We start from the raw sequence: 24,118 nt of genomic DNA on the forward strand, positions 1-24,118 counted from the left end.
TGCGGCGACTTGGGCACCGGGTGCCCGAGTCGACGTGAAGGTAGCCGCAGTCGAACAGTTGTCACAAGTCGATGCAGCGGAGATCACGTGCACATCACAGTCGTGATGGGCCGTCAGTTATGCGTCAGCCGAAGGACTTTTCCTGTGCGGTCGTGAACTCCACCGGCAGGGTGCGCAGTCCTCGCATGATCAGCCCGCCACGCCACCGCAAATCAGCTGGGTCGGCCGCCAGTTGCAGGTCGGGAAGGCGCCGCAGCAGGGTCGCGAGGGCGGTCTGGCCCTCCAGACGGGCGAGCGGGGCGCCGAGGCAGTAGTGGATGCCGTGCCCGTACCCGAGGTGCGTGTTGTCGGTGCGGCTCAGGTCCAGGGTGTCGGGCCGCTCGAAGCGTTCGGGGTCGCGGTCGGCGGCGGCCAGCACGACGAGGACGGGGTCGCCCACGCCGATCTCCTGACCGCCGATGGTCAGCGCCTGGGTGGCGAACCGCCAGGTGGCCAGCTCCACGGGCCCGTCGAAGCGGAGCAGTTCCTCCACACCCGTCTCCAGGAGGCCGGTGTCGCCCTCCGCCAGCGCCTGTTGCAGGCGCGCGCGTTGCTCGGGGTGGGTGAGAAGGGCGTACATGCCGTTCCCGATGAGGTTGACGGTGGTCTCGAACCCGGCGAAGAGAAGGATGAAGGCCATCGCCGCGGCCTCGTTCGCCGTGAGGTGCTCGCCGTGGTCGGAGGCGCGGATGAGGCCGGAGATGAGGTCGTCGCCCGGTTCGAGGCGCTTGCGGTGGATCAACTGGACGAGATAGCCCCGCATCTTCTTCACGGACCGCGCGACACCGCCGCGGGGCCCGCCCTGGTGGCGGATCATCATGCCCGCCCAGTCGCGGAAGTCGTCCTGGTCCTCGCGGGGGACGCCGAGCAGGTCGCAGATGGCGTAGATGGGGAGCGGGAAGGCGAACTCGTGGATGAGGTCGGCCTCACCTTTCCCGGCGCCGCCCTTCCCCGCGCCGCCGCCCTCGGCGCCCTGCTTGTCGAGGATCGCGTCGATCAGGCCGTCCGTCAGCTCCTGCACACGCGGCGCGAACTCGGCGACGCGGCGCGGGGTGAACGCCTTCGACACCAGGCGCCGCAGGCGGGTGTGGTCCGGCGGGTCGATGTTGAGCAGATGCGTCATCAGCTCCGCCTTGCGCTCGCCGGGGATGCCGGTCTTGCCCTTGGCGTGGGCGGGCTCGTCGTGGTGCGCGGGGTTCTTGCTGAGCCGCTGGTCGGCGAGGGCCTGGCGGGCGTCGGCGTACCGGGTGACCAGCCAGGCGTCGACGCCGCTGGGCAGCGTGGTCCTGTGCACCGGCGAGTTCTCGCGCAGCCAGGCGTACGCGGGGTAGGGGTCGGTGGCGAACTCCCAGGTGAAGAGTTCGGGCCCCTGGGGCTTGTCGACTGGTCCGCTCGGCTGGTCAGGCATCCCCCGACGGTATCCGGCGCTCCCCTCGCCCGTGCCCGCCGGTGGCTCACATGCGTCCGGCATCCTCCCCGGCATCTTGCCCGGCGCCCTCCGCCGCCCGTACCGCGTCGCGGTAGGCGCGGGCCGCGGCCCGCAGAGCCGCCTCGGGGTCGATGCCCTCCGCTTCCGCGCGCAGGGCCAGGGCGAGGAGTTCGTACCCCACGCCCTCGCCCTGCGGGAGCGGGACGGGAAGGCCCGCCGTGCGGACACGTGAGGCGAGCTTCGCGGCGAGGGCCAGGGCGGGCTGGCCGAGCGGGATGCCCTCCGTGAGCGAGGTGCGCTGCTTCTCCACCGCCTTGGTGCGCAGCCAGTGCGCCTTCACGTCCTCGGGGGTGTCCGCCGAGTCGTCGCCGAAGACGTGCGGGTGGCGGTGGATGAGCTTGTCGACGATGCAGCCCGCGACGTCGTCGACGGAGAAGGGGTCCTCGGTGTCCTCCTCGGCGATACGGGCGTGGAAGATCACCTGGAGCAGTACGTCGCCCAGCTCCTCGCGCAGCTCGTCCCGGTCGCCGTCCTCGATCGCCTCGACCAGTTCGTACGCCTCCTCGATCGCGTACTTCGCCAGGCCCTTGTGCGTCTGCCGCGAGGACCAGGGGCACTCGTCGCGGATCTGGTCCATCACCTGGACGAGGTCGAGCAGGCGGGCGCCCGGCAGGTCGTAGGAGGCGGGGAGCAGTTCGAGGTCGGGCATCGCGACGCGGCCCGAGCCGGCGAGGCGGGCCAGGCCGTCGGTGAGGGGGCGGTCGCCCTCGGCCCCGGCGACGACGAGGACCGTGCGCCCGCCCGCGCAGGCGTCCACCAGCTCCTCGGCGGTGGGCGACGCGTGCGTCACGGCGACGCCGGCCTCGCGCAGATACGGCAGCTGGGGGTGGTCGGCGTCGCCGCACAGCACCTCGTCGGCGCCGTGCAGGGCCTGCCAGGCGGGCCAGGACAGCAGGCCGGGCGCGACGCGGTGGCTGGTGGTCAGCAGGATGACCCGCCCGGCGGAAGCCTCGGCGGAGGCCGAACCGTCGGCCGGGGGCGTGGGCGGGGCCGGGGGCGGAGTAACGATCTCGTTCACCCGACGAACGTAACCCAGCCCCTGGCCACCGGAGTCTCCGCCTAAGCCTCCCGGTCCGCCGCGCTCGCCCCCGAGGCGGTGACCTGTCGGATCCAGGGGGTCTTCGCGTCCGTGCGCTTGTTCTTGTCGACGTCCCACGAGCCGTACCGCGGGTTCAGGTCGATGTCGAGCTTCTTGGACGCGGCCGTCAGCGCCTTCCAGAAGAGCGCCTGGCCCTCCGGCGAGTTCATGTCCGCGCCCAGCTTCTTGGCGAGTTTCTGGGCCTCGATCTCCGTGCGGAGGCTGTCGTCCAGGCGGGCCGGGGCGACGCTGTACTGCTGGAGCCAGCCCTCCTCCAGCGCCTTCCTGCCGCCCGCCTGCTTCTCCAGGCCCGCGCGCATCGTCTGGATGTCGCGGCGCGTGACGCTCACCCCGGCGTCGGCGGCCGCGCGGTGCAGCACCTCGTCCAGGACCATCGTGTGCAACGTGGCGCGGGTGAGGCCGCCGGACTTGGCGATGGCCTGCGCGTACCGCTCGTCGTCGGGGATGGCGGCCCGCTGCGCGTCGCGCACCTCGTTCACCCGGCCCTCCAGCTGCGCGACCGTGATGCGGTCGCCGCCGACGACGGCCGCGGCGCCGGGGTGCGCCTCGTTGCCGCAGGCGGTGAGGAGGGGGGCCGCGGCGAGCGCGGCGGTGGAGAGGAGGAGCGCGGTACGACGACTGGTGCGGCGGTGCAAGGTGGGCCTCCCGGTGGAGATTGTGCGGCGGTGCACAAAGTCTTGCGGTGATCGATGTTAGGCAGTGACCGTCTTCTCGGCCAGCTATTCGACAGCTATTCGCCCAACGATTTCCCGGGAGTTGGGGCACCCTCCGCCCCGCCGTTCGGGCCTAACCGCGCATCTGCCCCAGCCACTGGAGCGTCCGGTGGATCTCCGCCGGGAACGGGTGTCCGGGGCCGTGCACCAGCTCCGCGTCGTGCAGCAGCCGCGCCAGCGTGTCGTGGGCGGCGCCCCGGTCGCCGAGGGCCAGCAGCAGGTGGCCCATGCGGCGGCGGATCTCCAGGGACTGGCGGCGGTCGTCCGTCGCGTACTGGTTCTCGTAGTAAGGGAGCAGCGCGCGGTACTCGGCGAGCGCCGCCGCCGGTTCGCCGAGCTGTTCGAGGCACTGCGCGGCCTCGTAGCGGAACTGGAGGGAGTGCGGGTCGGCGTGGCCGGACTCGGCGGCCCGCTCGTCGGCGAGGCGCCGCAGCTCGGGCAGGGCGCGGCGGTACTGCCCGTCGTCCATGAGCGTGGCCGCGTACTGCTTGCGGAGCGTGCGGACGACCGGGGAGTGCTCGCCGTGCTCGGCGGCGGCGGCCGGGAGGATCGCGCCGAGGATGTCCACGGCCTGGGTGATGCGGCCCTCGCCGAGGAGCCGTTTGACGTCCTCGACGGCGCGGACGACGTCCTGGCGGGGCGGCGGACTCGGCGGCTGCGGCGGCATGTCGGGGGCGGGCGCGGGCGTCGCGGCGCGGTCCGGCCAGGGCGCGAGCGGGCGCAGGAAGGGCCGGGTGGGGTCGAGCGGGCGGCCCGAGGGGATGCCGCGGGCGGGCAGCAGCGGCGCCAGCTCCTCGTAGACGTGCTGGGCGCTGCCGGGGCGGTGCTGGGGGTCCTTGGCGAGCAGGCGCAGGACCAGGGATTCGAGGGCGTCGGGCACTTCGGGGCGCAGGCGGCGGACCGGCAGCGGCGGCTCGTAGAGGTGGCGGTGGAGGACTCCGAGGGCGGTGGAGCCGGAGAACGGCACGTCGCCGCTGAGCAGTTCGTGCATGAGGACGCCGAGGGCGTAGAGGTCGGTGTACGGGCCGACGGCGCCGCCCATCGCCTGCTCGGGCGCCATGTACGCGGGGCTGCCGATCGGTGAGCCGGTGTGGGTGAGGCGGGTGGTGTCGGTGTCCATCACGGAGGCGATGCCGAGGTCGAGGACGCTGATCGTGCCGTCCTGCTTGACCATCACGTTCCGCGGCTTGAGGTCGCGGTGGACGATCGGCACGGCGTGCACCGCGGAGAGCACGGCGCACAGCTGGGCGGCGATGGCGACGGCCCACTGCCAGGGGTAGGGGTCGTGCTCGGCGAGGTGGTCGCCGAGGTCGGCGCCGTCGACGTACTGCATGACGAGGAAGAGGGCCCCGTCCTCGGAGGGCTCGCTGCCCGCGTCGTGCACGGTGACGAGGCCGGGGTGGTCGACCTGCGCGGTCACCCGGCACTCGCGCACGAAGCGGCGGCGCAGCTCCTCGGCCTCGGCGCCCGCGACCCGGTCGGGGCGGAGCAGCTTCACGGCGACGCGCCGGTCCAGGCGCTGGTCGTACGCCGTCCAGACCTGGCCCATGCCGCCCTGGCCGATGAGCGTGGACAGTTCATAGCGCCCCGCGACGACCCGGCCGCCTCGGCCGCCGGTTCCGGTCCCCGGTACCACGGTCAGCCGCCGCCCTGCCGCTTGCGCAGATAGTCGCTCAGCTCGTCCAGCTCGGCGCGGACCTGGTGGATGCGGGCAGGCGCGGGCGGCGCGGCGGGGGGCGGGGTCTGCCCGCCGACGGGGGTCTGGCCGCCAACAGGGGTCTGCCCGCCGATGGGAGCCTGCTGGACCACGGGGGCCTGCTGGACCACGGGAGCCTGCTGGGCCACGGGGGCCTGCTGGGCGGGGGGTTCGGGGGCGGTGGGCTGCTGCGGCGGGTAGCCGTAGGCGGGCCGCGTCTGCTGCTGCGCGTAGCCGGGGAAGGACTGCGCCCCGGCCGCGTACCGGCTGAAGTGCCGTATCTCCGCGAAGAGGTAGTAGGCGACGGCGGCCATCAGCGTGCAGAGCAGGACGATCATGCCCGCGTTGCCCGGCCCCTGGAACTCGTCCTCGCCCGGGTCCACCCCGATCAGCACGAGCCCCGTGATGTCGAGGGCCGTCACGACGGCGAGGACGACCCAGTCGTACGCCTTGCGGGTCACTATGGCGAGCCGCAGCAGCGGGGCCCACGCGAGCAGGCCGCAGGTCATGACGGCGAGCGCTACGAACACCACGCGCAGCGTCACCTGTGTACCCCCTGGCGGGGGCGGCGGTTGCCGCTGCGCGTAGCCGTGGCCGTGGCCGTGCATGGCTGCTCCTGGTACCTGAAGGACGAACGAATGCGGATCGAGCGTATAGGCCGACCACGGGAAGCGGTCCCGGGTTGTACCGAACCCTGTACCGAACCGTTGTCGTACTGGTCACGCGGCCTCCGTGGGAGCGTCTCACTCCGGCGGAAGCGTGCCTTCCGTCAGTCCGTCGTGCATGCCGCGCACCAGCTGCTCGCCGAGCCTGCCCGCGAGGCGCAGGGCGTCCTCGAAGGCGGCGAGTTCACGGAACCGCTCGCTGTGGCCCCGCTGCCCTTCGAGCGGCAGCCGGGGCAGCCGCAGACGGCGGACGTCGAGCCGGGCGGAGGTGGAGGCGTAGCTGCTGGCGCGGCGGTGGTTGGCGGTGCCGCGCAGGAAGCCCGCGACGAACCACGGGTCGAGCGCGGCCGGGTCGGGCCGCAGCAGGGTGAGGCCGCGGCCGAGCGCGGCGCCCGCGGTGGCCTCGTCGATCACGCGGGCCGCGGCGCCGCCGCCGGAGACGGGGACGACGACGTCGCCGGGCTCGGTGCGGACGACGGTCTCGTCCGGGGCGCCCTCGTGGGCGGTGCCGGAAGGGGCGCCGCCGGTCAGCACGTCGTGGTCGGTGAGGACGGGGACGCCGGTGGCCCCGGCGCCGGTGCCGGTGTGCAGGGTCAGGGCGCCCGCCCTCGCCAGTTCGCCGATGGTGGTCGAGGGCGGGTGCGGGGCGCCGGCGGGCTCGTCCGGCGCGAGGGCCGGTGTCAGGTCCGCGGCCCGGCGCAGCGCCTCGCCGAGGCTCTCCCGTACGGTCGCCAGTTCCGTGCTGCCGCCGCCGGTGGCGGGGGGCGGCAGCCTGCGGGCGGGGGCCAGGTCGACCTCGTCGTCGAGGAGTTCGAGCACCGGCACCGAGCGGGCGAGGCCGGGGCGTTCCTCGGCGGTGCCGTGCCGGTCGAAGGCGCGCCAGGCGTCGAGCACGGCGTCATGGACGGCGGGCCAGAGCTGTTTGTCGCGCCCGTCGGCGGCGAGGACCCCGGCCGCCTCGACCAGGAGCAGTTCGGGGGCGGGCGGTGCGGCGGGGCCGGGCCTGCGCAACACCCAGACGTGCAGGGGGAGGTTGTAGGGGGGCGCGGCGCCGGCCGGCAGGGCGATGACCGCGCGCAGGGCGCCGCGGCGGAGCAGGTCGGCGCGGATGCGGCGGCCCGAGCGGCGGGAGGCGGCGGCGGGCGGCATCAGCAGGACGGCGGTGCCGCCGTCGACGAGGCGGGCCAACGCGTGCTGGACCCAGGCGAGTTCGGATTCGGCGCGGGCCGGGAAGCCGTACTCCCAGCGGGTGTCGTAGGCCAGTTCGTCGTGGCCCCAGTTCCGTTCGTTGAACGGCGGGTGGCAGAGCACGGCGTCGGCCCTGCGGTCGTCGTAGGCGTCGGCGAGCAGGGTGTCGGCGGCCATGGTGCGCACGGTCGCGTCGGAGTGCAGGGCGAGGCGCAGCGCGGTGAGGGCGGCCAGTTCGGGCGCGCTGTCCTGGCCGTACAGGTACTGGTCGGGGCGCGGCGGGACGGCGCGCAGCAGGGCGCCGGTGCCGCAGGCGGGGTCGAGGACCGTGCGGGCGGGGGCGGCGATCTGGGCCAGCTCGGCCATGAGCGCGGCGGGGCCCGCCGGGGTGAGCGTGTACTGGCGGGGGTTGGCGTCGGTGTGCCGGCCGAGCAGGAACTCGTACGTCTGCTTGGCGCCCAGCTCGGCGGCCAGCTCCGCGACGCCGCGCAACAGCGGTACGGACGGCTGGAGTTCGACGGGCTCGGGGACGCGCACGGCCCGCCTGCGCCGCACCCCGAACCGCATCGCGACCACCTCGTCAAGCTCGCCCGGCAGGAGCTGGGCCATCCGCTCGTCCGACACCGCGCTCACCGCGAGCCAGGCGGAGGGCCTGTCGCGGACCAGGAGCAGGGCACAGCCCGCGTGCAGGAGGGCGGTGACGGGTCCCGCGGGGTGTCCGGCGAGCTGCTGCCAGACGCGTTCGCGCAGGGGGACCTCGATGAGCTTGCCCTGGGCGCGCAGCCAGCGTTCGACGTCGGCGAGCGCGAAGGCGGGGCTGGTCTCCGTGCCGCCGACGGGTCTGGGGAAGTCCCCGTGCCTGCGGCGCCAGTTGCTGACGGCGGCCCGGCCCACCCCGGCCAGCCTGGCGATTCCGGCGGCGGTCACCTCGGTCGCGTCGTCCCGCGGCTTCATTGCAGCAGCTCCCCTCGTCGCGCGGGGTCAGTCGCGCGGAGTCGAGCATACCCAGAGCACCATCCGCACGGGCGGCTTCACGCGCGTTAACCCCCGATTCACAGAACCTCATGTTGACTCGGTTCACAGGATTCTGGTGTGATGACTCCACCGAACGACTTCTCTGGGGGGTTCCCATGCGTCACCACCTGCGTCACCCGCGTCTGCGCCGTACCGCGATCGCCGCCGTCTGTCTCGCCACCGCCGCCACCGCGGGCCTCACGGCCTGCGGCAGCGAGGGCGGATCCGCGAAGAAGGCCGACAAGGGCCCCTTCGCCGGCATGTCCGGCGGCAAGATCGCCGAGAAGGCCGTCAAGGCGACCTCGGGCGCCAAGTCCCTGCGCATCAAGGGCGATGTCCCGGACGGCGAGGGCGGGATGCTCTCGCTGAACATGGCCATGGACACCAAGGGCAAGTGCGCGGGCACCATGGGCATGAACAAGGAGGGGTCGATCGAGTTGATCGTCCCGGGCAAGACCGTCTACATGAAGTACGACGAGGAGTTCCTGCGCGCGCAGAGCAAGGGCGAGCCCGCGGCCGACGTACAGGCCACGGTGGACATGCTCGCGGACCGCTGGGCGAAGACGAAGGCGACGAGCGCCGACGCGAAGGAGATCGCCGCGTTCTGCGACCTCGACACCGTGCTCGCCGACTTCAAGGGCGTCAGCTCCGTGGCCCGCAGGGGTGGGACGACCAAGGTCGACGGCACCCCCGCGATCAAGCTCATGGAGACCGACGGCAAGGAGAAGTACACCCTCTACGTCGCCACCGAGGGCAAGCCGTACCTGCTGCGGGTCGACACGGAGAAGGGCGGGAAGGTGGACACCCTGAAGTTCACCGACTACGACAAGCCGGTGAAGGCGAAGGCGCCGACCGGCGACGTCCTCGACTTCGACAAGCTGTAGGGCTGCCGCGGCGCGCCTACAGCGTGTGCCGCACCCATATGTTCGGCTCCACGTATACGCCGTAGCCCCGCGCCGGTTCGCAGTGCACCGGCACCAGGGCGCCCGGCACCTCGACCGGGCCCTCCTCGTCGAAGGGCAGCCCGGTCCACTCGCGCCACTGCGCGGTCGAGCCGGAGACCGTCATCGAGGCGTGCGCGACCTTCTCGATGACGCCGCCCGCGCGGACGTGCACCCGCAGCCACGGGTCGTGCGGCAGCCCGTCCTCGCGCGTGCGGCGGGCGTACTCGTCGATGGGCGCGGCCGGTTCGAGGTGCTTGGCGTTGGGGCGTACGGGCGCGACCACCTCGGTGAAGCCGCGGGCGCGGGCGTTCTCCCGCATCGCCGCGAGCATCCGCCCCGATATGCCCCTGCCCTGCGCGGTGAGGTCCACGGTGATCTCGATGGCGCTGACCGTGTCGGGCTCCTTGCCGTGCCGCAGGTCGGAGAAGGCCCAGAGCAGGACCTGGTCCCAGCCGCCGTCGGGCAGTTCGCCCCCCGCGCGGCCGCGCAGGGCGAGCGGGACGCTGAAGGCGCGGGCCACGACCTTGCCGGTCCCGTCCGTGGCGACCAGGACGTACTCGGGGAGGTCCGCGACGATCCTGCCGATCAGGGACCAGCCGACGGGGTCGTGGAGGATGAACTCGGGCCAGTCCTCGGCCATTTTCCAGAGGGGGCCGACGAGTTCTGGCCGCTCGGCCAAGGTGGTGATCTTCAGCTCCATGCGGGGGTAGGGTACGCGTCCCTCCGGGTGGGCGGCATGGAATTACCTGCGGCAACGTCGTGGCTGGTCGCGCAGTTCCCCGCGCCCCTTCGGGGCGCATACCTCGCGGGACGCCACCCTGGCCGGAGGCCCCGAAGTGGCCCCGAAGGGGCCCTGAAGGGGCGCGGGGAACTGCGCGGCCAGCCCCCACTCGGCCGCAGATATCGCCTCAGTCGGCGCGGAAGCGGGGCGGTGCGCTCGTCGGGGCGGGGCCGGTCGGGAGTTTCCTGTCGGGGCAAGCCGACAGGACCTTCCTCATCGCCCGCTTCTCGGGCGCCGTCACCCACACCCCGTACTTCTTCTTCACCCCGACCTGTCCGGCCACGTACGCGCAGCGGTACGCCTTGTTCGGGGGGAGCCAGGTCGCCGTGTCGCCGTCGCCCTTGCTGCGGTTGGGGCCCGCGTCGACCGCGAGGAGGTTCAGCGGGTCGTTGGCGAAGGCGATGCGCTTGGCCGGTGCCCACTGGGCCGCGCCCTTCTGCCAGGCGTCCGAGAGCGCGACGAGGTGGTCGATGTCGACCTGGCTGCGGCCGCGCCGGAACGTCACGTCCTTGCCGGAGTACGGGTCGGGCGCGAGCCTGCCCGCGACGACCTGGCAGTCCCCGCCCCGGTATCTGACGTCCTTCAGGTCCCGCTTGAGTATGTCGTCCCGGGTGGGACAGCGATTGGAGTCCGTGTCGGCCCAGGCGCTGCCGAACCGGGCCCGGTCGTAACCGGTCTTGGGCGCACGGCCCTTGACCGTGAGCGTGTCGACGGCCGCCAGCGCGGACCCCGCCTCGGCACCGGCACCGGCACCGGCACCGGCACCGCCCCCGCTCCCGCCGTCCGTCCGCACGTCGCAGCCGGTGAGCAGCGCGGGCACGGCGACCAGCGCGAGCAGGGCCGAGGTGGTGCGCCGGTTCACCGTACGACCACCGTGTCGCCGAGGGCGAGCGGCGCGGGCGTCACGACGTCCGTGTGGATGCCGATGCACATGCCGCGGGCGGCGGTCAGCGTCTTGAGGACGCGGTTGTCCTCGGGGAGGCCGGGCTGGGCCTGGGTGACCATGACGCAGCGCTTGACGCGCTTGATGCCGCGCAGCCGGAGCGGGGCCGTGTCCCGGCCGCCGCCGAGGACGATCTCGCGGCCGATCCAGTCCTCCTCGATCCAGGGCTCGTCGGTCTCCACGACGATGTTCTTGCGCAGCCGCCGTACGTCGACGGGGTCGGCGTCACCGAGCAGGCCGCCGAGCGCGCGGAGCGAGGCGGTGCCGATGAGGGAGACGGGGGAGACGTCCTTGAGGCTCTCCGAACCGTCCTCGGCCTCACGGACCAGTTCGACACCGTCGCCGAAGCGCTCGGGGACGCGGGGGTCCCCGGGGCGCAGCGTCGCGCCGTCCGGCGCGGTGATGACGGGCAGGCCGTCGTCGTCGTACGCCGCGTAGTGCTCCAGGAGCCCGGGGATGCGGCGGAAGCGCGGGTGGTTCTTGCCGCTGCCCAGCTTGCCGTCGGCGCAGCGCAGGGCCCACCGCCGGTCGCCGATGGCGCCCCCCGCGTCGAACTCCAGCCGGTCGTGCTCCTCACCGAGCATCGACTTCACCGGGAACCTGCGCAGCCCCACGACCTTGAGCGTCACTGCGCTCTCCCCTCCCCTGGGCGGACTTGGCGACCTCCACGGTAGCTGCCGCGCGTCGCGGGCCGCGGTCCGCCTCCTCGGCCCGGAACGCCGGGGCAAAAGCCGTACCATCTGCTGATCCGTCACGCTTCAGGAGATCCATGCACAAGCGCCTGCGCCGACTCGCCGTCCTGCTCGCCGTCATCGCCGTCGGCGCCACGGCGTGCGGCCCTTCCGACGCCTCCTCCGCTCCGTCCGCGAGCACACCGACGGCAGTGAGCACGCCGACGGCGCCGAGTGCCTCCCCCAGTGCCCGGGGCAGGGGTCTGAAGGGCGCGGCGGCCGCCTTCTACCTGCGGACGCTGCGCAAGCACTACCCGGATCTCGACCACATCAGCGACGACGCGCTCGTCGCGGAGGGCGACGCGCTGTGCACCATCCGGGGCGCGGCCCTCGGCGAGCAGTTCACGAAGTCCATGCGCCGGCTCGGCACGTCCAAGAAGCAGACCTCCCGCATCATGGGCGCCGCGCACGGCCTCTGCCGGGACGAGGACGAACAGCTGTACAAGGACTGACGCGGCTTCCGGGGGGCGGGTCCCGGGGCCCGGGGGATTACCTCCGCGGTAATCGACCCTCCCCCCGCTCCCCGGCAGGATCGGGCCCATCAGCCGAGTCCGGAGCCGAGGAGAACCCCCATGACCGCCGAGCACACCCGCGCCACCGTCCAGGAGTTCCTCGCCGCCCGCGTCGCCGGGGACACGGCACGGCTCACCGCCCTCTTCGCCGACGAGGTCGACTGGCTGCTCGCCGAGAACCCCGCCGTGCCGTGGATCAGGCCCAGGACCACGGCCGCCGAATGCGCCGCCCAGTTCACGGAGTTGATGGAGCACACCGTGCCCGAGGACGCCCGTGCCCGCGTCGACACCTTCCTCGTCGACGGCGCCGACGCCGTCCTGATGGGCCACGTCTCGGGCACCGTACGCGCCACCGGCAAGTCCTTCGAGGGCCCCTTCGCGCTGCGGCTCACCGTGGAGGAGGGCCGGATCACCCGGCACCACCTCTACGAGAACAGCCTGTCGATAGCCGAGGCGTGCACCGCCTAGGCCCCGCAGCACCGCCCAGGCCCCGGAGCGCCCCCGTCGGCCCAGCGCTACGACCCCAGGATCGACGTGAGGAACTCCCCCACCCAGCCGAGCAGTTCGCGCCCGATCAGCGGCTTGCCGCCCACCTTCGCGGTCTTGGGGCGCGGCACCAGGATCTGGTGGGCGTTGGCCCTGATGACCGTGCCGGGGTAGAGCCGCTTGAGCCTCAGCTCCTGCGACTCCCGCAGCTCCACCGGCGCGAAGCGGATGTTGTTGCCCTGGAGGACGATCTCGCCGACCTCGCAGGCGCGGGCGAGCATCCGCAGGCCCGCCACGAGCAGCAGGTTCTCCACCGGCTCCGGCAGCTTGCCGTAGCGGTCGGTCAGTTCCTCGCGTACCGCCCTGATGTCCTCCTCCGTGTTGGCGGAGGCGATGGCGCGGTAGGCCTGGAGGCGCAGCCGCTCGCCGGGCGCGTAGTCGTGCGGGACGTGCGCGTCCACCGGCAGCTCGATCTTGACCTCCAGCGGCGGCTCCTCCTCGACCCCGCCCTCCAGCGAGGCGCGGTAGTCCGCCACGGCCTCGCCGACCATGCGTACGTACAGGTCGAAGCCGACGCCCGCGATGTGCCCGGACTGCTCGCCGCCGAGCAGGTTTCCGGCGCCGCGGATCTCCAGGTCCTTCATCGCCACGTACATGCCCGCGCCCATCTCCGTGTGCTGGGCGATGGTCGCGAGGCGCTCGTGGGCGGTCTCCGTGAGGGGCTTCTCCGGGGGGTAGAGGAAGTAGGCGTAACCGCGGTCGCGGCCCCGGCCGACGCGGCCGCGCAGCTGGTGCAGCTGGGAGAGGCCGAAGTTGTCGCCGCGCTCCACGATCAGCGTGTTGGCGTTGGAGATGTCGATGCCGGACTCGACGATCGTCGTCGAGACGAGCACGTCGAACTTCTTCTCCCAGAAGTCCACGACGACCTGCTCCAGGGCCTGTTCGGACATCTGGCCGTGGGCGGTGGCGATGCGGGCCTCGGGCACGATGTCCCGGAGCCGCGCCGCCGCGCGGTCGATGGACTCGACGCGGTTGTGGATGTAGAAGACCTGGCCCTCGCGCAGCAGCTCGCGGCGGATCGCGGCGCCGATCTGCCGCTCCTCGTACGGCCCGACGAAGGTCAGGACCGGGTGGCGCTCCTCGGGCGGGGTGGTGATCGTGGACATCTCGCGGATGCCGGTCACGGCCATTTCGAGCGTACGGGGGATGGGGGTGGCCGACATGGTCAGCACGTCCACGTTGGCCCGCAACTTCTTCAGCTGCTCCTTGTGCTCGACGCCGAAGCGCTGCTCCTCGTCGACGATGACCAGGCCCAGGTCCTTGAACTTGGTCTCGGCGGAGAAGAGGCGGTGCGTGCCGATGACGATGTCCACCGAGCCGTCGCGCAGGCCCTCCAGGGTCGCCTTCGACTCCGTCTCGGTCTGGAAGCGGCTCAGCGCCCGTACGTTGACCGGGAACTGGGAGTAGCGCTCGGAGAACGTGCCGAAGTGCTGCTGGACCAGGAGCGTGGTGGGGACCAGGACGGCGACCTGCTTGCCGTCCTGCACCGCCTTGAAGGCCGCGCGGACGGCGATCTCCGTCTTGCCGTAGCCGACGTCGCCGCAGATCAGGCGGTCCATCGGGACCGTCTTCTCCATGTCCTCCTTGACCTCGGCGATCGTGGTGAGCTGGTCGGGCGTCTCCACGTACGGGAAGGCGTCCTCCAGCTCGCGCTGCCAGGGCGTGTCGGGGCCGAAGGCGTGGCCGGGCGCGGCCATGCGGGCGGAGTACAGCTTGATCAGGTCCGCGGCGATCTCCTTGACCGCCTTCTTCGCGCGCGCCTTCGTCTTCGTCCAGTCGGCGCCGCCGAGGCGGTGGAGCGTCGGCGCCTCGCCGCCCACGTACTTGGTGATCTGCTCCAGCTGGTCGGTGGGGATGTAGAGCCGGTCGCCGGGCTGGCCGCGCTTGGCGGGCGCGTACTCCACGACCAGGTACTCGCGGGTGGCGCCCTGGACCGTGCGCTGCACCATCTCGATGTAGCGGCCGACGCCGTGCTGCTCGTGGACGATGTAGTCCCCGGCCTCCAGGGTCAGCGGGTCGATCGTCTTGCGGCGGCGCGCGGGCATGCGCTGGCCGTCCTTGCCGGCCGCCTTCTGCCCGGACAGGTCGGTCTCGGTGAGGACGGCGAGCTTCAGGGCGGGGTCGACGAAGCCGTAGTCGATCGAGCCGCAGGAGACGTGCACCAGCGACGGTGTCAGCTCGGTGAGGTCGCCGTCCAGACGGGCCGCGATGCCCTCCGCGCCCAGGACCTCGACGGTGCGGGCGGCGGGGCCGTGGCCCTCGGTGACGTAGACCGTGCGCCAGCCGTCGGCGAGCCAGCCCTTGGTGTCGGCGAGGGCCTTCGCGGTGTCGCCGCGGTAGGTCTCCGGGGCGTGCATGCCCAGCTTGAGGGTGTTCTCGTCCAGGCCCTCGTCGGCGGCGAAGGGGCTCACCGACCACCACATCATGCCGAGGTCGCGGGCGTGGTCCCGGACGTCGGCGATGCCCCGCAGGGAAGCGGCGCCCACGTCGATCGGGGCCTCGCCGCCGCCGGCCGTCGCCGCCCAGCTGGCGTGCAGGAACTCCTGCGAGGTCGCCACCAGGTCGGCCGCGCGCGTGCGCACCCGCTCCGGGTCGCAGACCACGGCCATGCTGTTCTTCGGCATGACGTCGAGCAGCAGCTCCATCTCGTCCACGAGGACCGGGGCCAGCGACTCCATGCCCTCGACCGCGATGCCCTCGGCGATCTTGTTGAGCAGTTCGCCCAGCTCGGGGTGGTCTTCGGCGAGGGCCGCGGCCCGCCGCCGTACCTCGTCGGTGAGCAGCAGCTCGCGGCAGGGCGGCGCCCACAGGCCGTGCTCGGCGACCTCAAGGGAGCGCTGGTCGGCGACCTTGAAGTAGCGGATCTCCTCGACGTCGTCGCCCCAGAACTCGACGCGCAGCGGGTGTTCCTCGGTCGGCGGGAAGACATCGAGGATGCCGCCGCGGACGGCGAACTCGCCGCGCTTCTCGACCAGTTCGACCCGGGAGTACGCCGCTGCCGCCAGCGCCGCCACGATCTCGTTCAGGTCAGTGGTCTCACCCTGGCGCAGGGCCACCGGCTCCAGGTCGCCCAACCCCTTGACCTGCGGCTGGAGCACCGAGCGGACCGGCGCGACGATCACGGAGACCGGGCCGGTCTCGGGGTCGTCCGGGCGGGGGTGGGCGAGGCGGCGCAGGACGGCGAGGCGGCGGCCGACCGTGTCGGAGCGGGGCGAGAGGCGCTCGTGCGGCAGCGTCTCCCACGAGGGGTAGTCCACGACGCCGTCCGGCGGCAGGATCGTGCGCAGCGCGGCGGCCAGGTCCTCCGCCTCGCGGCCGGTGGCCGTCACGGCGAGGACGGGGCGGCCGGAGTCGCGGGCCAGCGCGGCGACCACGAAGGGGCGGGCCGCGGGCGGGCCGACCAGGTCGACGTGCGAGCGGTGGCCGTCGGCGGCGGCCTTGACCGCCTCGGCGAGTGCCGAGTCCTTGACGACAGCGTCCAGCAGACCGTGCAGGCTCATGGAAGGCTTTCTCTCGGGCCGGGGGGAGCTCCAGCCTACGACTTCCGGGGCTCCCGGTGCGGGGCCTCGGCTCGGGGCGCCTGGCGGGGGCGGGGCTTGTCTGACGCACAATGTTCCGACGGCGGGGCTGTCGTCCTGCCACGGGGCTCCGCCCCGGACCCCGCTCCTCAATCTCCCCCGGACTCCGTCCGGGGGGACCCCCGAGGGGCTGAATACGGGGCTGCTGTTGCCCCCCGCCTACGAGGAAGCGACGCCCATGCCCGGAGCACAGCCCGACGCCCCCGCCCCGGTGCGCGGCGATGGGCTCATACCGTCGCGGGACCAGACCTCTCCCGGCCCCCGCAAGGGGACCCGCTCCGTCTGGGACCGCGCCCCGCATCTTCTCGCCGCCGCGCTGTTCCTCGCGTACGCCACCGTGTCCATCGGGCGCTACCGGCGCATGGAGAGCCGTTCCTGGGATCTGGGCATCTTCGAGCAGGCCGTGCGGGCCTACGCCCACCTCCAGGTGCCGGTCGCCGACCTCAAGGGGCCCGGCGCCAACATCCTCGGCGACCACTTCAGCCCCGTCACCGCGCTGCTCGCGCCCGCCTACCGGCTCTTCCCCTCGCCCCTCACGCTGCTCGTCGCGCAGGCGCTGCTGCTCGCCGTCTCCGCGATCCCCGTCACGCGCGCCGCGACCCGGCTGCTCGGGCGCGGCTCGGGCCTGGCGATCGGGGTCGCCTACGGGCTCTCCTGGGGGATCCAGCGCGCCGCCGACTTCGACTTCCACGAGATCTGCTTCGCCGTACCGCTGATCGCGTTCTCCCTCGAAGCCCTGCTGCGCCAGCGCTGGCGGGCGGCGCTGCTGTGGGCGCTGCCGCTGGTCCTCGTCAAGGAGGACCTGGGGGTGACGCTCGCCGCCATCGGGCTCGTCGTCGCGATCCGCGCCCACCGCCGCGGCCACTCCAAGGCCGTGCCCTACGCCCTTGCCGTCACGGCCTTCGGCGCCGTCGCCACCCTAGTGACGCTCACCCTGGTCATTCCCGCGTTCAACTCGGGGGGCGCGTACGACTACTGGGACAAGGTCGGCGAGGGCGGCGCGGCCGCCGGGGCGCTCGGCGGGCTGGACACCAAGCTGCGTACGCTCGCCTGGCTGCTTGTCCCCACCACCGGGCTCCTCGCCCTGCGCTCACCGCTGCTGCTGGTGGCGCTGCCCACGCTCGGCTGGCGCTTCCTCTCCGCCGACGACCACTACTGGGGCACCGACTGGCATTACAGCGCCGTCCTGATGCCGGTGATCCTGCTCGCCCTCGTCGACGCCGTCGACATCCTGCGCCGCAATGAGCGGCCGTGGCTGCGGCAGTACGCCGACCGGCTGCCGGCCTGCGCGGCCGCCGCCGCGCTGGCCCTGACGACCTCCCTGCCGCTGGCGGGCCTCACCGAGGCGAGGACGTACGAGAAGAGCGGGCGCGTCACCGCGGTGGAGCGGATGCTCGACCGGGTGCCGGACGGCGCCACCGTCGAGGCGAACATAGGGCCCATCAGCAGGCTCACCTCCCGCGCCCGCGTCTTCTGGGTGGGCGCCGCCCACCCGGTCGTCCCCCGGTACTTCGCCCTCGACGTGCGCTCCGGCTGGACCAAGGACCCGGTCGCGTACGCGGAGAAGCTGCACCCCGGTGCCGATTACGTGGCGGAGGACACCGCCTACGGATACGTACTGCTGCGCAAGGTCTGAGGCGGGGCCGCGCGTGCGAGCAGGCCCCGGCGGGCACGCGTCGCCGCGCGTCCGCCGGGGCCTGTTTCCCCCGCACCCCCGTCGCGGTGGCTATTCGGTGGCGATCGCGTTCAGGACGTTCATCCGGCCCGCACGGAACGCCGGGACCAGGGCGGCGAACAGGCCCACGAACGCCGACCCGATGAAGACCGCGATGATCGTCGGCCACGGGATCTCCAGGACCTTCAGGCCTTCGAGAGCGAGGAGCTTCTGGGCCGTCGCCCCCCAGCCCATCCCCAGTCCGAGGCCGAGCAGCGCGCCGAAGAGGGCGATGACCACCGACTCCATGCGGATCATGCGGCGCAGCTGGCGGCGCGAGAGGCCGATGGCCCGCATCAGGCCGATCTCCCGGGTGCGCTCGACCACCGAGAGGGCCAGGGTGTTCACCACGCCGAGGATCGCGACGATGATCGCGAGGCCCAGCAGGCCGTAGACCATGTTCAGCATCTGGCCGACCTGGTCCTTCAGGGTCTGCTTGAAGTCGGTCTGGTCCATGACCTCGAACTGCGGGTAGGCGGCCAGCGACTTCTTGAGCGCCTCGTACGCCTTGTCCTGCTGCCCGGCGGCCGCCTCGGCGAGCACCATCTCGGTGAGCGGCATCCGGTCGGCGGGCACGTACCGCTCCGCGGTGGCGATGTCGGTGTACATCGCGCCCTTTTCGAGGGAGCCTTCGTCGGAGGTGATCGCCGCCAGCCTCAGCTCACCGGTGCGGCCGTCGTCGAAGGCGACCTTCAGCGTGTCGCCGACCTTCAGGTGGTGCTTGTCGGCGAAGTCCTCGCCCACGGACATGGCGTCCTTGCCGTACGCGGCCGACACGTCGCCGGAGACGGCCTCGCGGCGCAGGTCCTTGACGTAGGTCGGGTCGGTGGCGCTGAGGCCCGCGCCCTTGGTGACCTTGCCGTCGGGGGTGGTGATGTCGGCGCCGACGTCCTTGTAGCGGCTGAAGTGGTCGACGCCCGGGGTCTTGGTGAGGGCCCGCTCGGCCTCGGCCGTGAGCCCGCCCTTGCCCTGCACGATGAAGTCCGCGCCGACCGACTTGTCCAGCTCGGCCGTGGCGGAGGCGACCATCGAGGAGCCGACCACGGAGAGGCAGGCGACCAGCGCGAGGCCGATCATCAGGGCGGCGCCGGTGGCGCCGGTGCGGCGCGGGTTGCGCAGGGCGTTGCGCTCGGCCATCCGTCCGACGGGGCCGAACGCCCGCAGCAGGACCACGCTGATCACGCGGACCACACCGGAGGCCAGCACCGGGCCGATGACGACGAAGCCGATGAGGGTGAGCACGACCCCGCCGCCGAGGAAGAGCGACCCCTCCTTGGCCTTGTCGGCCTGCGCGGCGGCGTAGAGGCCGAGGGCGCCCACGCCGGTGAGGGCCAGGCCGATGACGGCGCGCAGCACGCTCGCCCTGCCGTCGGCCGGGGTGCCCGCGTCGCGCAGGGCGGCCATCGGGGAGACCTTGCCCGCCCGGCGTGCGGGGAGGTAGGCGGCGAGGACGGTGACGACGATGCCGAGGACCATGCCGATGACGGGCGTCGTCCAGCTGACGGTGAGGTCACCGGTGGACAGCTCCATGCCCATGCCGGACATGAGCTTCATCAGGCCGACGGCGAGACCGATGCCCGCGCCGACGCCGAGGACCGACCCGGTCACGCCGAGCAGCAGCGCCTCGATGAGCACCGAGCGGTTGACCTGCTTGCGGCTGGAGCCGATGGCCCGCATCAGGCCGATCTCGCGGGTGCGCTGGGCGACCAGCATCGAGAAGGTGTTGATGATCAGGAAGATGCCGACGAGGAAGGCGATCCCGGCGAAGCCGAGCATCGCGTACTTCATGACGTTCAGGAAGCCGCTGACGGACTCGCGGTTGTCGTCCGCGCTCTCCTTCTGCGTCTTGATGTCGTACGTGGCCTTGTCGAGGGCGCCCGCGACGCTCGCCTTCAGCTCGGTGTCGCTGACGCCCGCCCGGGCGGTGAGGTTGACGTGTGTGAACCGGCCGGTGGCGCCGAGGAGTTCGCGCTGGGCGGTGGGCGTGTCGAAGTAGACGACCGCGGCGCCGGGGTTGGTCACCTTGAAGGTGGCGATGCCGGTGATCCTCGCGGTGTGGTCGCCGGTCGCGGCGATGGTGCGCAGCTTGTCGCCGATCTTCAGGTCGTGCTTGTCGGCGGTGTCGGCGTCGACCATCACCTCGGTGGGGCCGCGCGGGGAGTGGCCGGAGGTGATCTCCATCGAACGCAGGTCGTTGCGCGTCCAGTTGCCCGCGAGCGTCGGGCCGCCGTTGGTGGGGCCGACGTTCTCGTTCCCGGCGTCGACGACGGTCACGCTCTGGCTGATGACCGCGCCCTCGGCGCTCTTGACGCCCTCGGCCCTCTTCGCCTCCTGGACGACGGAGGCGGGCATCGACTCGGGCCTGCCGCTGCGCGGCCCCTCGTCCGTGTCCTCGGCGGACTTGGGGGTGACCGTGACATCCGCGGAGGTGGCCGCGAAGAGCTTGTCGAAGGTGGTGGAGACGGTGTCGGAGAAGACGAGCGTGCCGCACACGAACGCCACCGACAGGATGACGGCGACCGCGGAGAGCGCCATCCGCCCCTTGTGCGCGAGGAAGTTGCGCAGGGAGGTCTTGAGGACGGTCATGACGTGCGCCCCCGCGCGTCGAAGGACTTCATGCGGTCCAGGACCTGGTCGGCGGTCGGGTGGTGCATCTCGTCGACGATCCGGCCGTCGGCCAGATACAGCACCCGGTCCGCGTAGGAGGCGGCGACCGGGTCGTGCGTGACCATCACGATGGTCTGGCCCAGGTCGGTGACCGAGCGGCGCAGGAAGCCCAACACCTCGGCTCCCGCACGGGAGTCGAGGTTTCCGGTCGGCTCGTCGCCGAAGATGATCTCGGGCTGGGAGGCGAGCGCGCGGGCCACGGCGACGCGCTGCTGCTGGCCGCCGGAGAGCTCGGTCGGGCGGTGCTTGAGGCGCCCGGCGAGGCCCACGGTCTCCACGACCTGGTCGAGCCAGGCGCGGTCGGGCTTGCGGCCCGCTATGTCCATGGGGAGCGTGATGTTCTCCAGGGCGTTGAGCGTCGGGAGCAGGTTGAACGCCTGGAAGATGAAGCCGATCCGGTCCCGGCGCAGTCGTGTGAGCTTCTTGTCCTTCAGGCCGGTGATCTCGGTCTCGTCCAGGTAGATCTGCCCGGAGGTGACGGTGTCGAGGCCGGCGAGGCAGTGCATCAGGGTGGACTTGCCGGAGCCGGAGGGGCCCATGATCGCGGTGAAGTGCCCGCGGGCGATGTCCACGTCGATCCGGTCGAGTGCGACGACCCTGGTCTCCCCGGAGCCGTACGCCTTGACGACCTGGCGTGCCCGTGCCGCCACGGCCGTACGCCCTCCCGTGCCCCCGTGCCTGGGTGTGGTTACAGCCGTTGTCACGGTACGTCTCCTATGTCGGTCATGCGGTGTCCGTCATGCGGTAAGGCGGATGCCTTGATGTGCTCGTGGCCCGATGTGCTCGCCGTGCGAACAAGTCTGGTGTCGTGAAGGGGTCCGGCGCGCTGGTGCTCAGCGCAGTCTTCTACGGGGGTAAACCCCACCCCCACCCGTGCGGCGCGCTGTAAAGCCAATCTAAGGACCGGCCGGGACCCGCTCATCCTCCGGCGGTACGAACCCGCCCCGATCCGAAGTACGGATGTTCCCCTAGGGGATCTCCACCCCCTGGTGGAGGCCGGCTCAGGGTTGGTCGCACCCTGCCCTCCACCCCCCGGCGGGTGAGAAGGTGGCCCGCAGCAACTGGTGCAGGGGGAAGGAATCGTCGTGGGCACGCGCACGGAGACGGGGACGCAGGACGCGATACGGGGCCGGGGCGCGGTCGTCGCCGCGCTGATGCTGTCCATGGCGCTGGTCGCCGTCGACGCCACGATCGTGTCGACCGCCGTCCCCCAGATCGTCGGCTCCCTCGGCGGCTTCCCGATCTTCTCCTGGCTCTTCTCCGGGTACCTGCTCGCGGCCACGGTCACCCTGCCCGTCTACGGCAAGCTCTCCGACACCTTCGGCCGCAAGCCCGTACTCGTCGCGGGCAGCGTCCTGTTCCTCCTCGGCTCCGCGCTGTGCGCGCTCGCCTGGAACATGGAGTCGCTCATCGCCTTCCGCGTCGTTCAGGGACTTGGCGGCGGCGCCATCCAGGGCACCGTGCAGACGCTCGCCGCCGACCTCTACCCGCTCAAGGAACGCCCCAAGATCCAGGCGAAGTTGTCGACGGTCTGGGCCGTCGCGTCCATCGCGGGCCCCGCGCTCGGCGGGCTCATCGCCGCCTGCGCCGACTGGCGCTGGATCTTCCTCATCAACCTGCCGATCGGGGCGTTCGCGCTCTGGCTGATCGTGCGGCACCTGCACGAACCGGCCCGGGAGCCGGTGGCGCGGCGCCGCGTCGACTGGCCCGGCGCGCTCGCCGTCTTCGCCTGCGGCGGTGTGCTGCTGACCGCGCTCGTGCAGGGCGGCGTCGCCTGGGCCTGGCTCTCGGCGCCCTCGCTCGCGCTCTTCGCGGCGGGGCTCGCGCTGGTGGGTGTCGTCGTCCTCGTCGAGCGGCGGGCCGCGGAGCCGATCATCCCCGGCTGGGTGTGGCGGCGGCGGACCATCGCCGCGGTGAACCTCGCGCTCGGCGCGCTCGGTCTGCTGATGGTCGCTCCCACGGTCTTCGTGCCCACCTACGCCCAGTCCGTGCTCGGGCTCGCGCCGATCGCGGCGGGGTTCGTGCTCTCCGCGATGACGCTGAGCTGGCCGGTGTCGGCCGCGTTCAGCCAGCACGTGTACCGCAGGATCGGCTTCCGGAACACGGCGGCCATCGGTGCCTCGGCGGCGGCCCTGATCATGTTCGCCTTCCCGCTGCTCCCCTACCCCGGCTCGGCCTGGCAGCCGGCCCTGCTCATGCTGCTCCTCGGCGCGGCCCTCGGCATCTTCCAGCTCCCGCTGATCGTCGGCGTCCAGTCCACCGTCGACTGGGCCGAGCGCGGCACGGCCACGGCGTCCGTCCTCTTCTGCCGCCAGATCGGCCAGACCCTGGGCGCCGCGCTCTTCGGCGCGGTGGCCAACGGGGTACTGAGCGCGCGGCTCGGCGGCTCCGGCTCCCTCGACTCGGTCGCCCGCGTCCTGGACGACCCCGGGTCCGTGTCCGATCCGGAGCGGTTGCGGAGGGCGGTGGACGGGGCGGTCGACGCGGTGTTCCTCGGGGCGGGGGCTGCGGCGTGCCTGGCCCTGCTTGTTCTCCTCGCCCTGGCGCCGAGACGCTTTCCGCTCCTTCCGGAGCAGCGGCGGACCCCCTCTGACCAGGTGTCCCCCGCGCGGCGGCCTGAGTAGGCCGGGGGGGTAACACCTGGTGCCAACTGCGGGTTGTGTGTGGCTGATCGCGCAGTTCCCCGCGCCCCTGACGGGGCTCTGCCTGGCGCCCCGTCAGGGGCGCGGGGAACTGCGCGCCAAGCCACGTACAACCGGCACGTCATACACCCTGGCCAAGGCCCCGTAAGGGGCGCGGGGAACTGCGCGACCGGCCCAAACGACCCGCACGCTGCCACGCCCACCCGGGAGGACCGGCACCCCGGCTAGGGGGTCTCCTCGGCGGGGGTGCGGCCGGTCAAGGCGGCCAGGCTGGAGCGCACGTGGTCCATATGGGCCCGTACCTCGTCCCACCGCTCCCCGTGCTCCCGCAGGAGTCGCTCCGTCTCCCGGGTGACCCGGTCCTCCCGCACCCTCGCCTCCGCGATGACCTCCGCGCCCCGCGCCGCCGCGTCCTCCTGGCCGTGCCGGGCGGACTCCTCCACCTCCGCGAAGGCCCGCTTGGCCTCGGAGAGGCGGGCCTCCGCCGCGGCGATCCGCTCCGCGTCCCGCGCGTCCGAGACCGCCTCGCGCTCGGCGATCTCCCGCTCGGCCGCCTCCCACCGCTCGGCCTGCTCCTTCTCCTGCTCGGCGAGCAGCCCCTCGCACCGCTGCCGCATCTCCCGCAGCGCGGCCAGCGCCTCGCCGCGCCACTCCTTCACATCCCGCCGGGCGGAGATCCGGGCGTCGTCGGCCGTGGCCCGGTCGTCCAGCAACCGCCGCCTGACCCATTCGTCGGCATCCGCGGCCACCTCATCGGCGTACGCCCGAGCCGCCTCCCGCACCCCGCGCGCCCCCGCCTCCGCCTCCTCCGTCACGGCCTGCGCCGCCGCCCGCGCCGCCTGCCGCACCTCGGCCGCCTCCGCCTCGGCGAGCGCCAGGATCTGCCGCGCCCGCCCGCTGAGCGTCTCGTACGTCTGAGGGGCGAGCCGCGACACCGCGTCCCGCAGGTGTTCGGCCTGGACCTCCATGTCCTTGGCGAGGACGGTGAGCCGGGCGGCGCGCTCCCACGCCACGTCCCGTTCCTCGGAAAGCCCGTCGGCGTACGCCTCCACCTGCTGGGGGCGGTAACCGCGCCCTCGCACGGTGGTGAAGCCGTGCGGCGAGGACCACGCGCCACTGCTGCTCATCCTGGAACCCCTCTCCGACGTACCTCGCGC

The 24,118-nt window shown here is 72.7% G+C and carries 18 protein-coding genes; 5 read left to right on the forward strand and 13 right to left on the reverse strand.

What is annotated here, in order from left to right:
* Positions 1 to 124 precede the first annotated feature (124 nt).
* From DMA15_RS14790 to DMA15_RS14815, 6 genes are all read right to left on the reverse strand, one after another.
* A complete protein-coding gene (locus DMA15_RS14790; RefSeq protein ID WP_125513213.1) occupies positions 125 to 1,447 on the reverse strand; it encodes a cytochrome P450 in 1,323 nt (440 codons plus the stop codon).
* Between the two features lie 46 nt (positions 1,448 to 1,493).
* On the reverse strand, positions 1,494 to 2,537 hold the full coding sequence (locus DMA15_RS14795; RefSeq protein WP_125517796.1) for a nucleoside triphosphate pyrophosphohydrolase: 1,044 nt from the start codon (positions 2,535 to 2,537) through the stop codon (positions 1,494 to 1,496).
* 50 nt (positions 2,538 to 2,587) lie between these two features.
* Complete coding sequence (locus DMA15_RS14800) at positions 2,588 to 3,262, reverse strand: SurA N-terminal domain-containing protein (RefSeq protein ID WP_125513214.1); 675 nt, start codon at positions 3,260 to 3,262, stop codon at positions 2,588 to 2,590.
* Between the two features lie 151 nt (positions 3,263 to 3,413).
* A complete protein-coding gene (locus DMA15_RS14805; protein WP_276314391.1) occupies positions 3,414 to 4,916 on the reverse strand; it encodes a serine/threonine-protein kinase in 1,503 nt (500 codons plus the stop codon).
* 62 nt (positions 4,917 to 4,978) lie between these two features.
* The gene (locus tag DMA15_RS14810; RefSeq protein ID WP_125513216.1) at positions 4,979 to 5,644 is read right to left on the reverse strand and encodes a hypothetical protein; all 666 of its coding nucleotides are present in this window, start codon (positions 5,642 to 5,644) and stop codon (positions 4,979 to 4,981) included.
* Between the two features lie 135 nt (positions 5,645 to 5,779).
* A complete protein-coding gene (locus DMA15_RS14815) occupies positions 5,780 to 7,843 on the reverse strand; it encodes an N-6 DNA methylase (RefSeq protein WP_125513217.1) in 2,064 nt (687 codons plus the stop codon).
* A gap of 203 nt (positions 7,844 to 8,046) precedes the next feature.
* On the opposite strand from DMA15_RS14815, the gene DMA15_RS14820 reads away from it, so the two are divergent.
* Positions 8,047 to 8,787 (forward strand): hypothetical protein, encoded by a 741-nt coding sequence (locus DMA15_RS14820; RefSeq protein WP_125517797.1) that lies wholly within the window; start codon positions 8,047 to 8,049, stop codon positions 8,785 to 8,787.
* Positions 8,788 to 8,803: 16 nt separating this feature from the next.
* Here DMA15_RS14820 and DMA15_RS14825 read toward each other — a convergent pair whose 3' ends face one another.
* The 3 genes from DMA15_RS14825 to DMA15_RS14835 all read right to left on the reverse strand — a co-directional run bounded on the left by DMA15_RS14825 (position 8,804) and on the right by DMA15_RS14835 (position 11,200).
* Positions 8,804 to 9,547: an N-acetyltransferase gene (locus tag DMA15_RS14825; RefSeq protein WP_125513218.1), complete on the reverse strand. Its 744-nt coding sequence runs from the start codon at positions 9,545 to 9,547 to the stop codon at positions 8,804 to 8,806.
* A 208-nt stretch (positions 9,548 to 9,755) separates the two neighbouring features.
* A complete protein-coding gene (locus tag DMA15_RS14830) occupies positions 9,756 to 10,490 on the reverse strand; it encodes an HNH endonuclease family protein (RefSeq protein WP_125513219.1) in 735 nt (244 codons plus the stop codon).
* Positions 10,487 to 11,200: an MOSC N-terminal beta barrel domain-containing protein gene (locus DMA15_RS14835; RefSeq protein WP_164551761.1), complete on the reverse strand. Its 714-nt coding sequence runs from the start codon at positions 11,198 to 11,200 to the stop codon at positions 10,487 to 10,489. The genes DMA15_RS14830 and DMA15_RS14835 overlap by 4 nt, the downstream gene beginning before the upstream one ends.
* A gap of 140 nt (positions 11,201 to 11,340) precedes the next feature.
* Between DMA15_RS14835 and DMA15_RS14840 the strand changes: the two genes are divergently transcribed.
* On the forward strand, positions 11,341 to 11,754 hold the full coding sequence (locus DMA15_RS14840) for a hypothetical protein (RefSeq protein WP_125513221.1): 414 nt from the start codon (positions 11,341 to 11,343) through the stop codon (positions 11,752 to 11,754).
* Positions 11,755 to 11,874: 120 nt separating this feature from the next.
* Positions 11,875 to 12,282 carry a nuclear transport factor 2 family protein gene (locus DMA15_RS14845; RefSeq protein WP_125513222.1) on the forward strand — a complete coding sequence of 136 codons (408 nt, stop codon included), beginning with the start codon at positions 11,875 to 11,877 and terminating at the stop codon, positions 12,280 to 12,282.
* A gap of 47 nt (positions 12,283 to 12,329) precedes the next feature.
* Here the strand turns inward: DMA15_RS14845 and mfd are convergent, their stop codons facing one another.
* Positions 12,330 to 15,860: a transcription-repair coupling factor gene (gene mfd / locus DMA15_RS14850; RefSeq protein WP_125513223.1), complete on the reverse strand. Its 3,531-nt coding sequence runs from the start codon at positions 15,858 to 15,860 to the stop codon at positions 12,330 to 12,332.
* A gap of 256 nt (positions 15,861 to 16,116) precedes the next feature.
* Here mfd and DMA15_RS14855 point away from each other — a divergent pair, with 256 nt between their 5' ends.
* Entirely contained in the window at positions 16,117 to 17,574 is a 1,458-nt protein-coding gene (locus DMA15_RS14855) for a DUF2079 domain-containing protein (protein ID WP_125513224.1), read from the forward strand.
* A 90-nt stretch (positions 17,575 to 17,664) separates the two neighbouring features.
* On the opposite strand, the gene DMA15_RS14860 is transcribed toward DMA15_RS14855, so the two are convergent.
* Complete coding sequence (locus DMA15_RS14860) at positions 17,665 to 20,238, reverse strand: FtsX-like permease family protein (protein WP_125513225.1); 2,574 nt, start codon at positions 20,236 to 20,238, stop codon at positions 17,665 to 17,667.
* On the reverse strand, positions 20,235 to 21,023 hold the full coding sequence (locus tag DMA15_RS14865) for an ABC transporter ATP-binding protein (protein ID WP_125513226.1): 789 nt from the start codon (positions 21,021 to 21,023) through the stop codon (positions 20,235 to 20,237). Before DMA15_RS14865 ends, DMA15_RS14860 begins: the two co-directional genes overlap by 4 nt.
* Before the next feature lie 381 nt (positions 21,024 to 21,404).
* On the opposite strand from DMA15_RS14865, the gene DMA15_RS14870 reads away from it, so the two are divergent.
* A complete protein-coding gene (locus DMA15_RS14870) occupies positions 21,405 to 22,943 on the forward strand; it encodes an MDR family MFS transporter (protein ID WP_240659800.1) in 1,539 nt (512 codons plus the stop codon).
* Between the two features lie 242 nt (positions 22,944 to 23,185).
* On the opposite strand, the gene DMA15_RS14875 is transcribed toward DMA15_RS14870, so the two are convergent.
* Positions 23,186 to 24,088: a cellulose-binding protein gene (locus DMA15_RS14875; RefSeq protein WP_125513227.1), complete on the reverse strand. Its 903-nt coding sequence runs from the start codon at positions 24,086 to 24,088 to the stop codon at positions 23,186 to 23,188.
* Between the last annotated feature and the right edge of the window lie 30 nt (positions 24,089 to 24,118).

Source organism: Streptomyces sp. WAC 01529 (genome assembly GCF_003945545.1).
GTDB lineage: Bacteria > Actinomycetota > Actinomycetes > Streptomycetales > Streptomycetaceae > Streptomyces > Streptomyces anatolicus.

Coding starts and splice junctions, on each gene's coding strand:
- mfd (WP_125513223.1), bottom strand. CDS start 15,860: ATGAGCCTGCACGGTCTGCTGGACGCTGTCGTCAAGGACTCGGCACTC.
- DMA15_RS14845 (WP_125513222.1), top strand. CDS start 11,875: ATGACCGCCGAGCACACCCGCGCCACCGTCCAGGAGTTCCTCGCCGCC.
- DMA15_RS14815 (WP_125513217.1), bottom strand. CDS start 7,843: ATGAAGCCGCGGGACGACGCGACCGAGGTGACCGCCGCCGGAATCGCC.
- DMA15_RS14790 (WP_125513213.1), bottom strand. CDS start 1,447: ATGCCTGACCAGCCGAGCGGACCAGTCGACAAGCCCCAGGGGCCCGAA.
- DMA15_RS14875 (WP_125513227.1), bottom strand. CDS start 24,088: ATGAGCAGCAGTGGCGCGTGGTCCTCGCCGCACGGCTTCACCACCGTG.
- DMA15_RS14840 (WP_125513221.1), top strand. CDS start 11,341: ATGCACAAGCGCCTGCGCCGACTCGCCGTCCTGCTCGCCGTCATCGCC.
- DMA15_RS14860 (WP_125513225.1), bottom strand. CDS start 20,238: ATGACCGTCCTCAAGACCTCCCTGCGCAACTTCCTCGCGCACAAGGGG.
- DMA15_RS14855 (WP_125513224.1), top strand. CDS start 16,117: ATGCCCGGAGCACAGCCCGACGCCCCCGCCCCGGTGCGCGGCGATGGG.
- DMA15_RS14810 (WP_125513216.1), bottom strand. CDS start 5,644: ATGCACGGCCACGGCCACGGCTACGCGCAGCGGCAACCGCCGCCCCCG.
- DMA15_RS14825 (WP_125513218.1), bottom strand. CDS start 9,547: ATGGAGCTGAAGATCACCACCTTGGCCGAGCGGCCAGAACTCGTCGGC.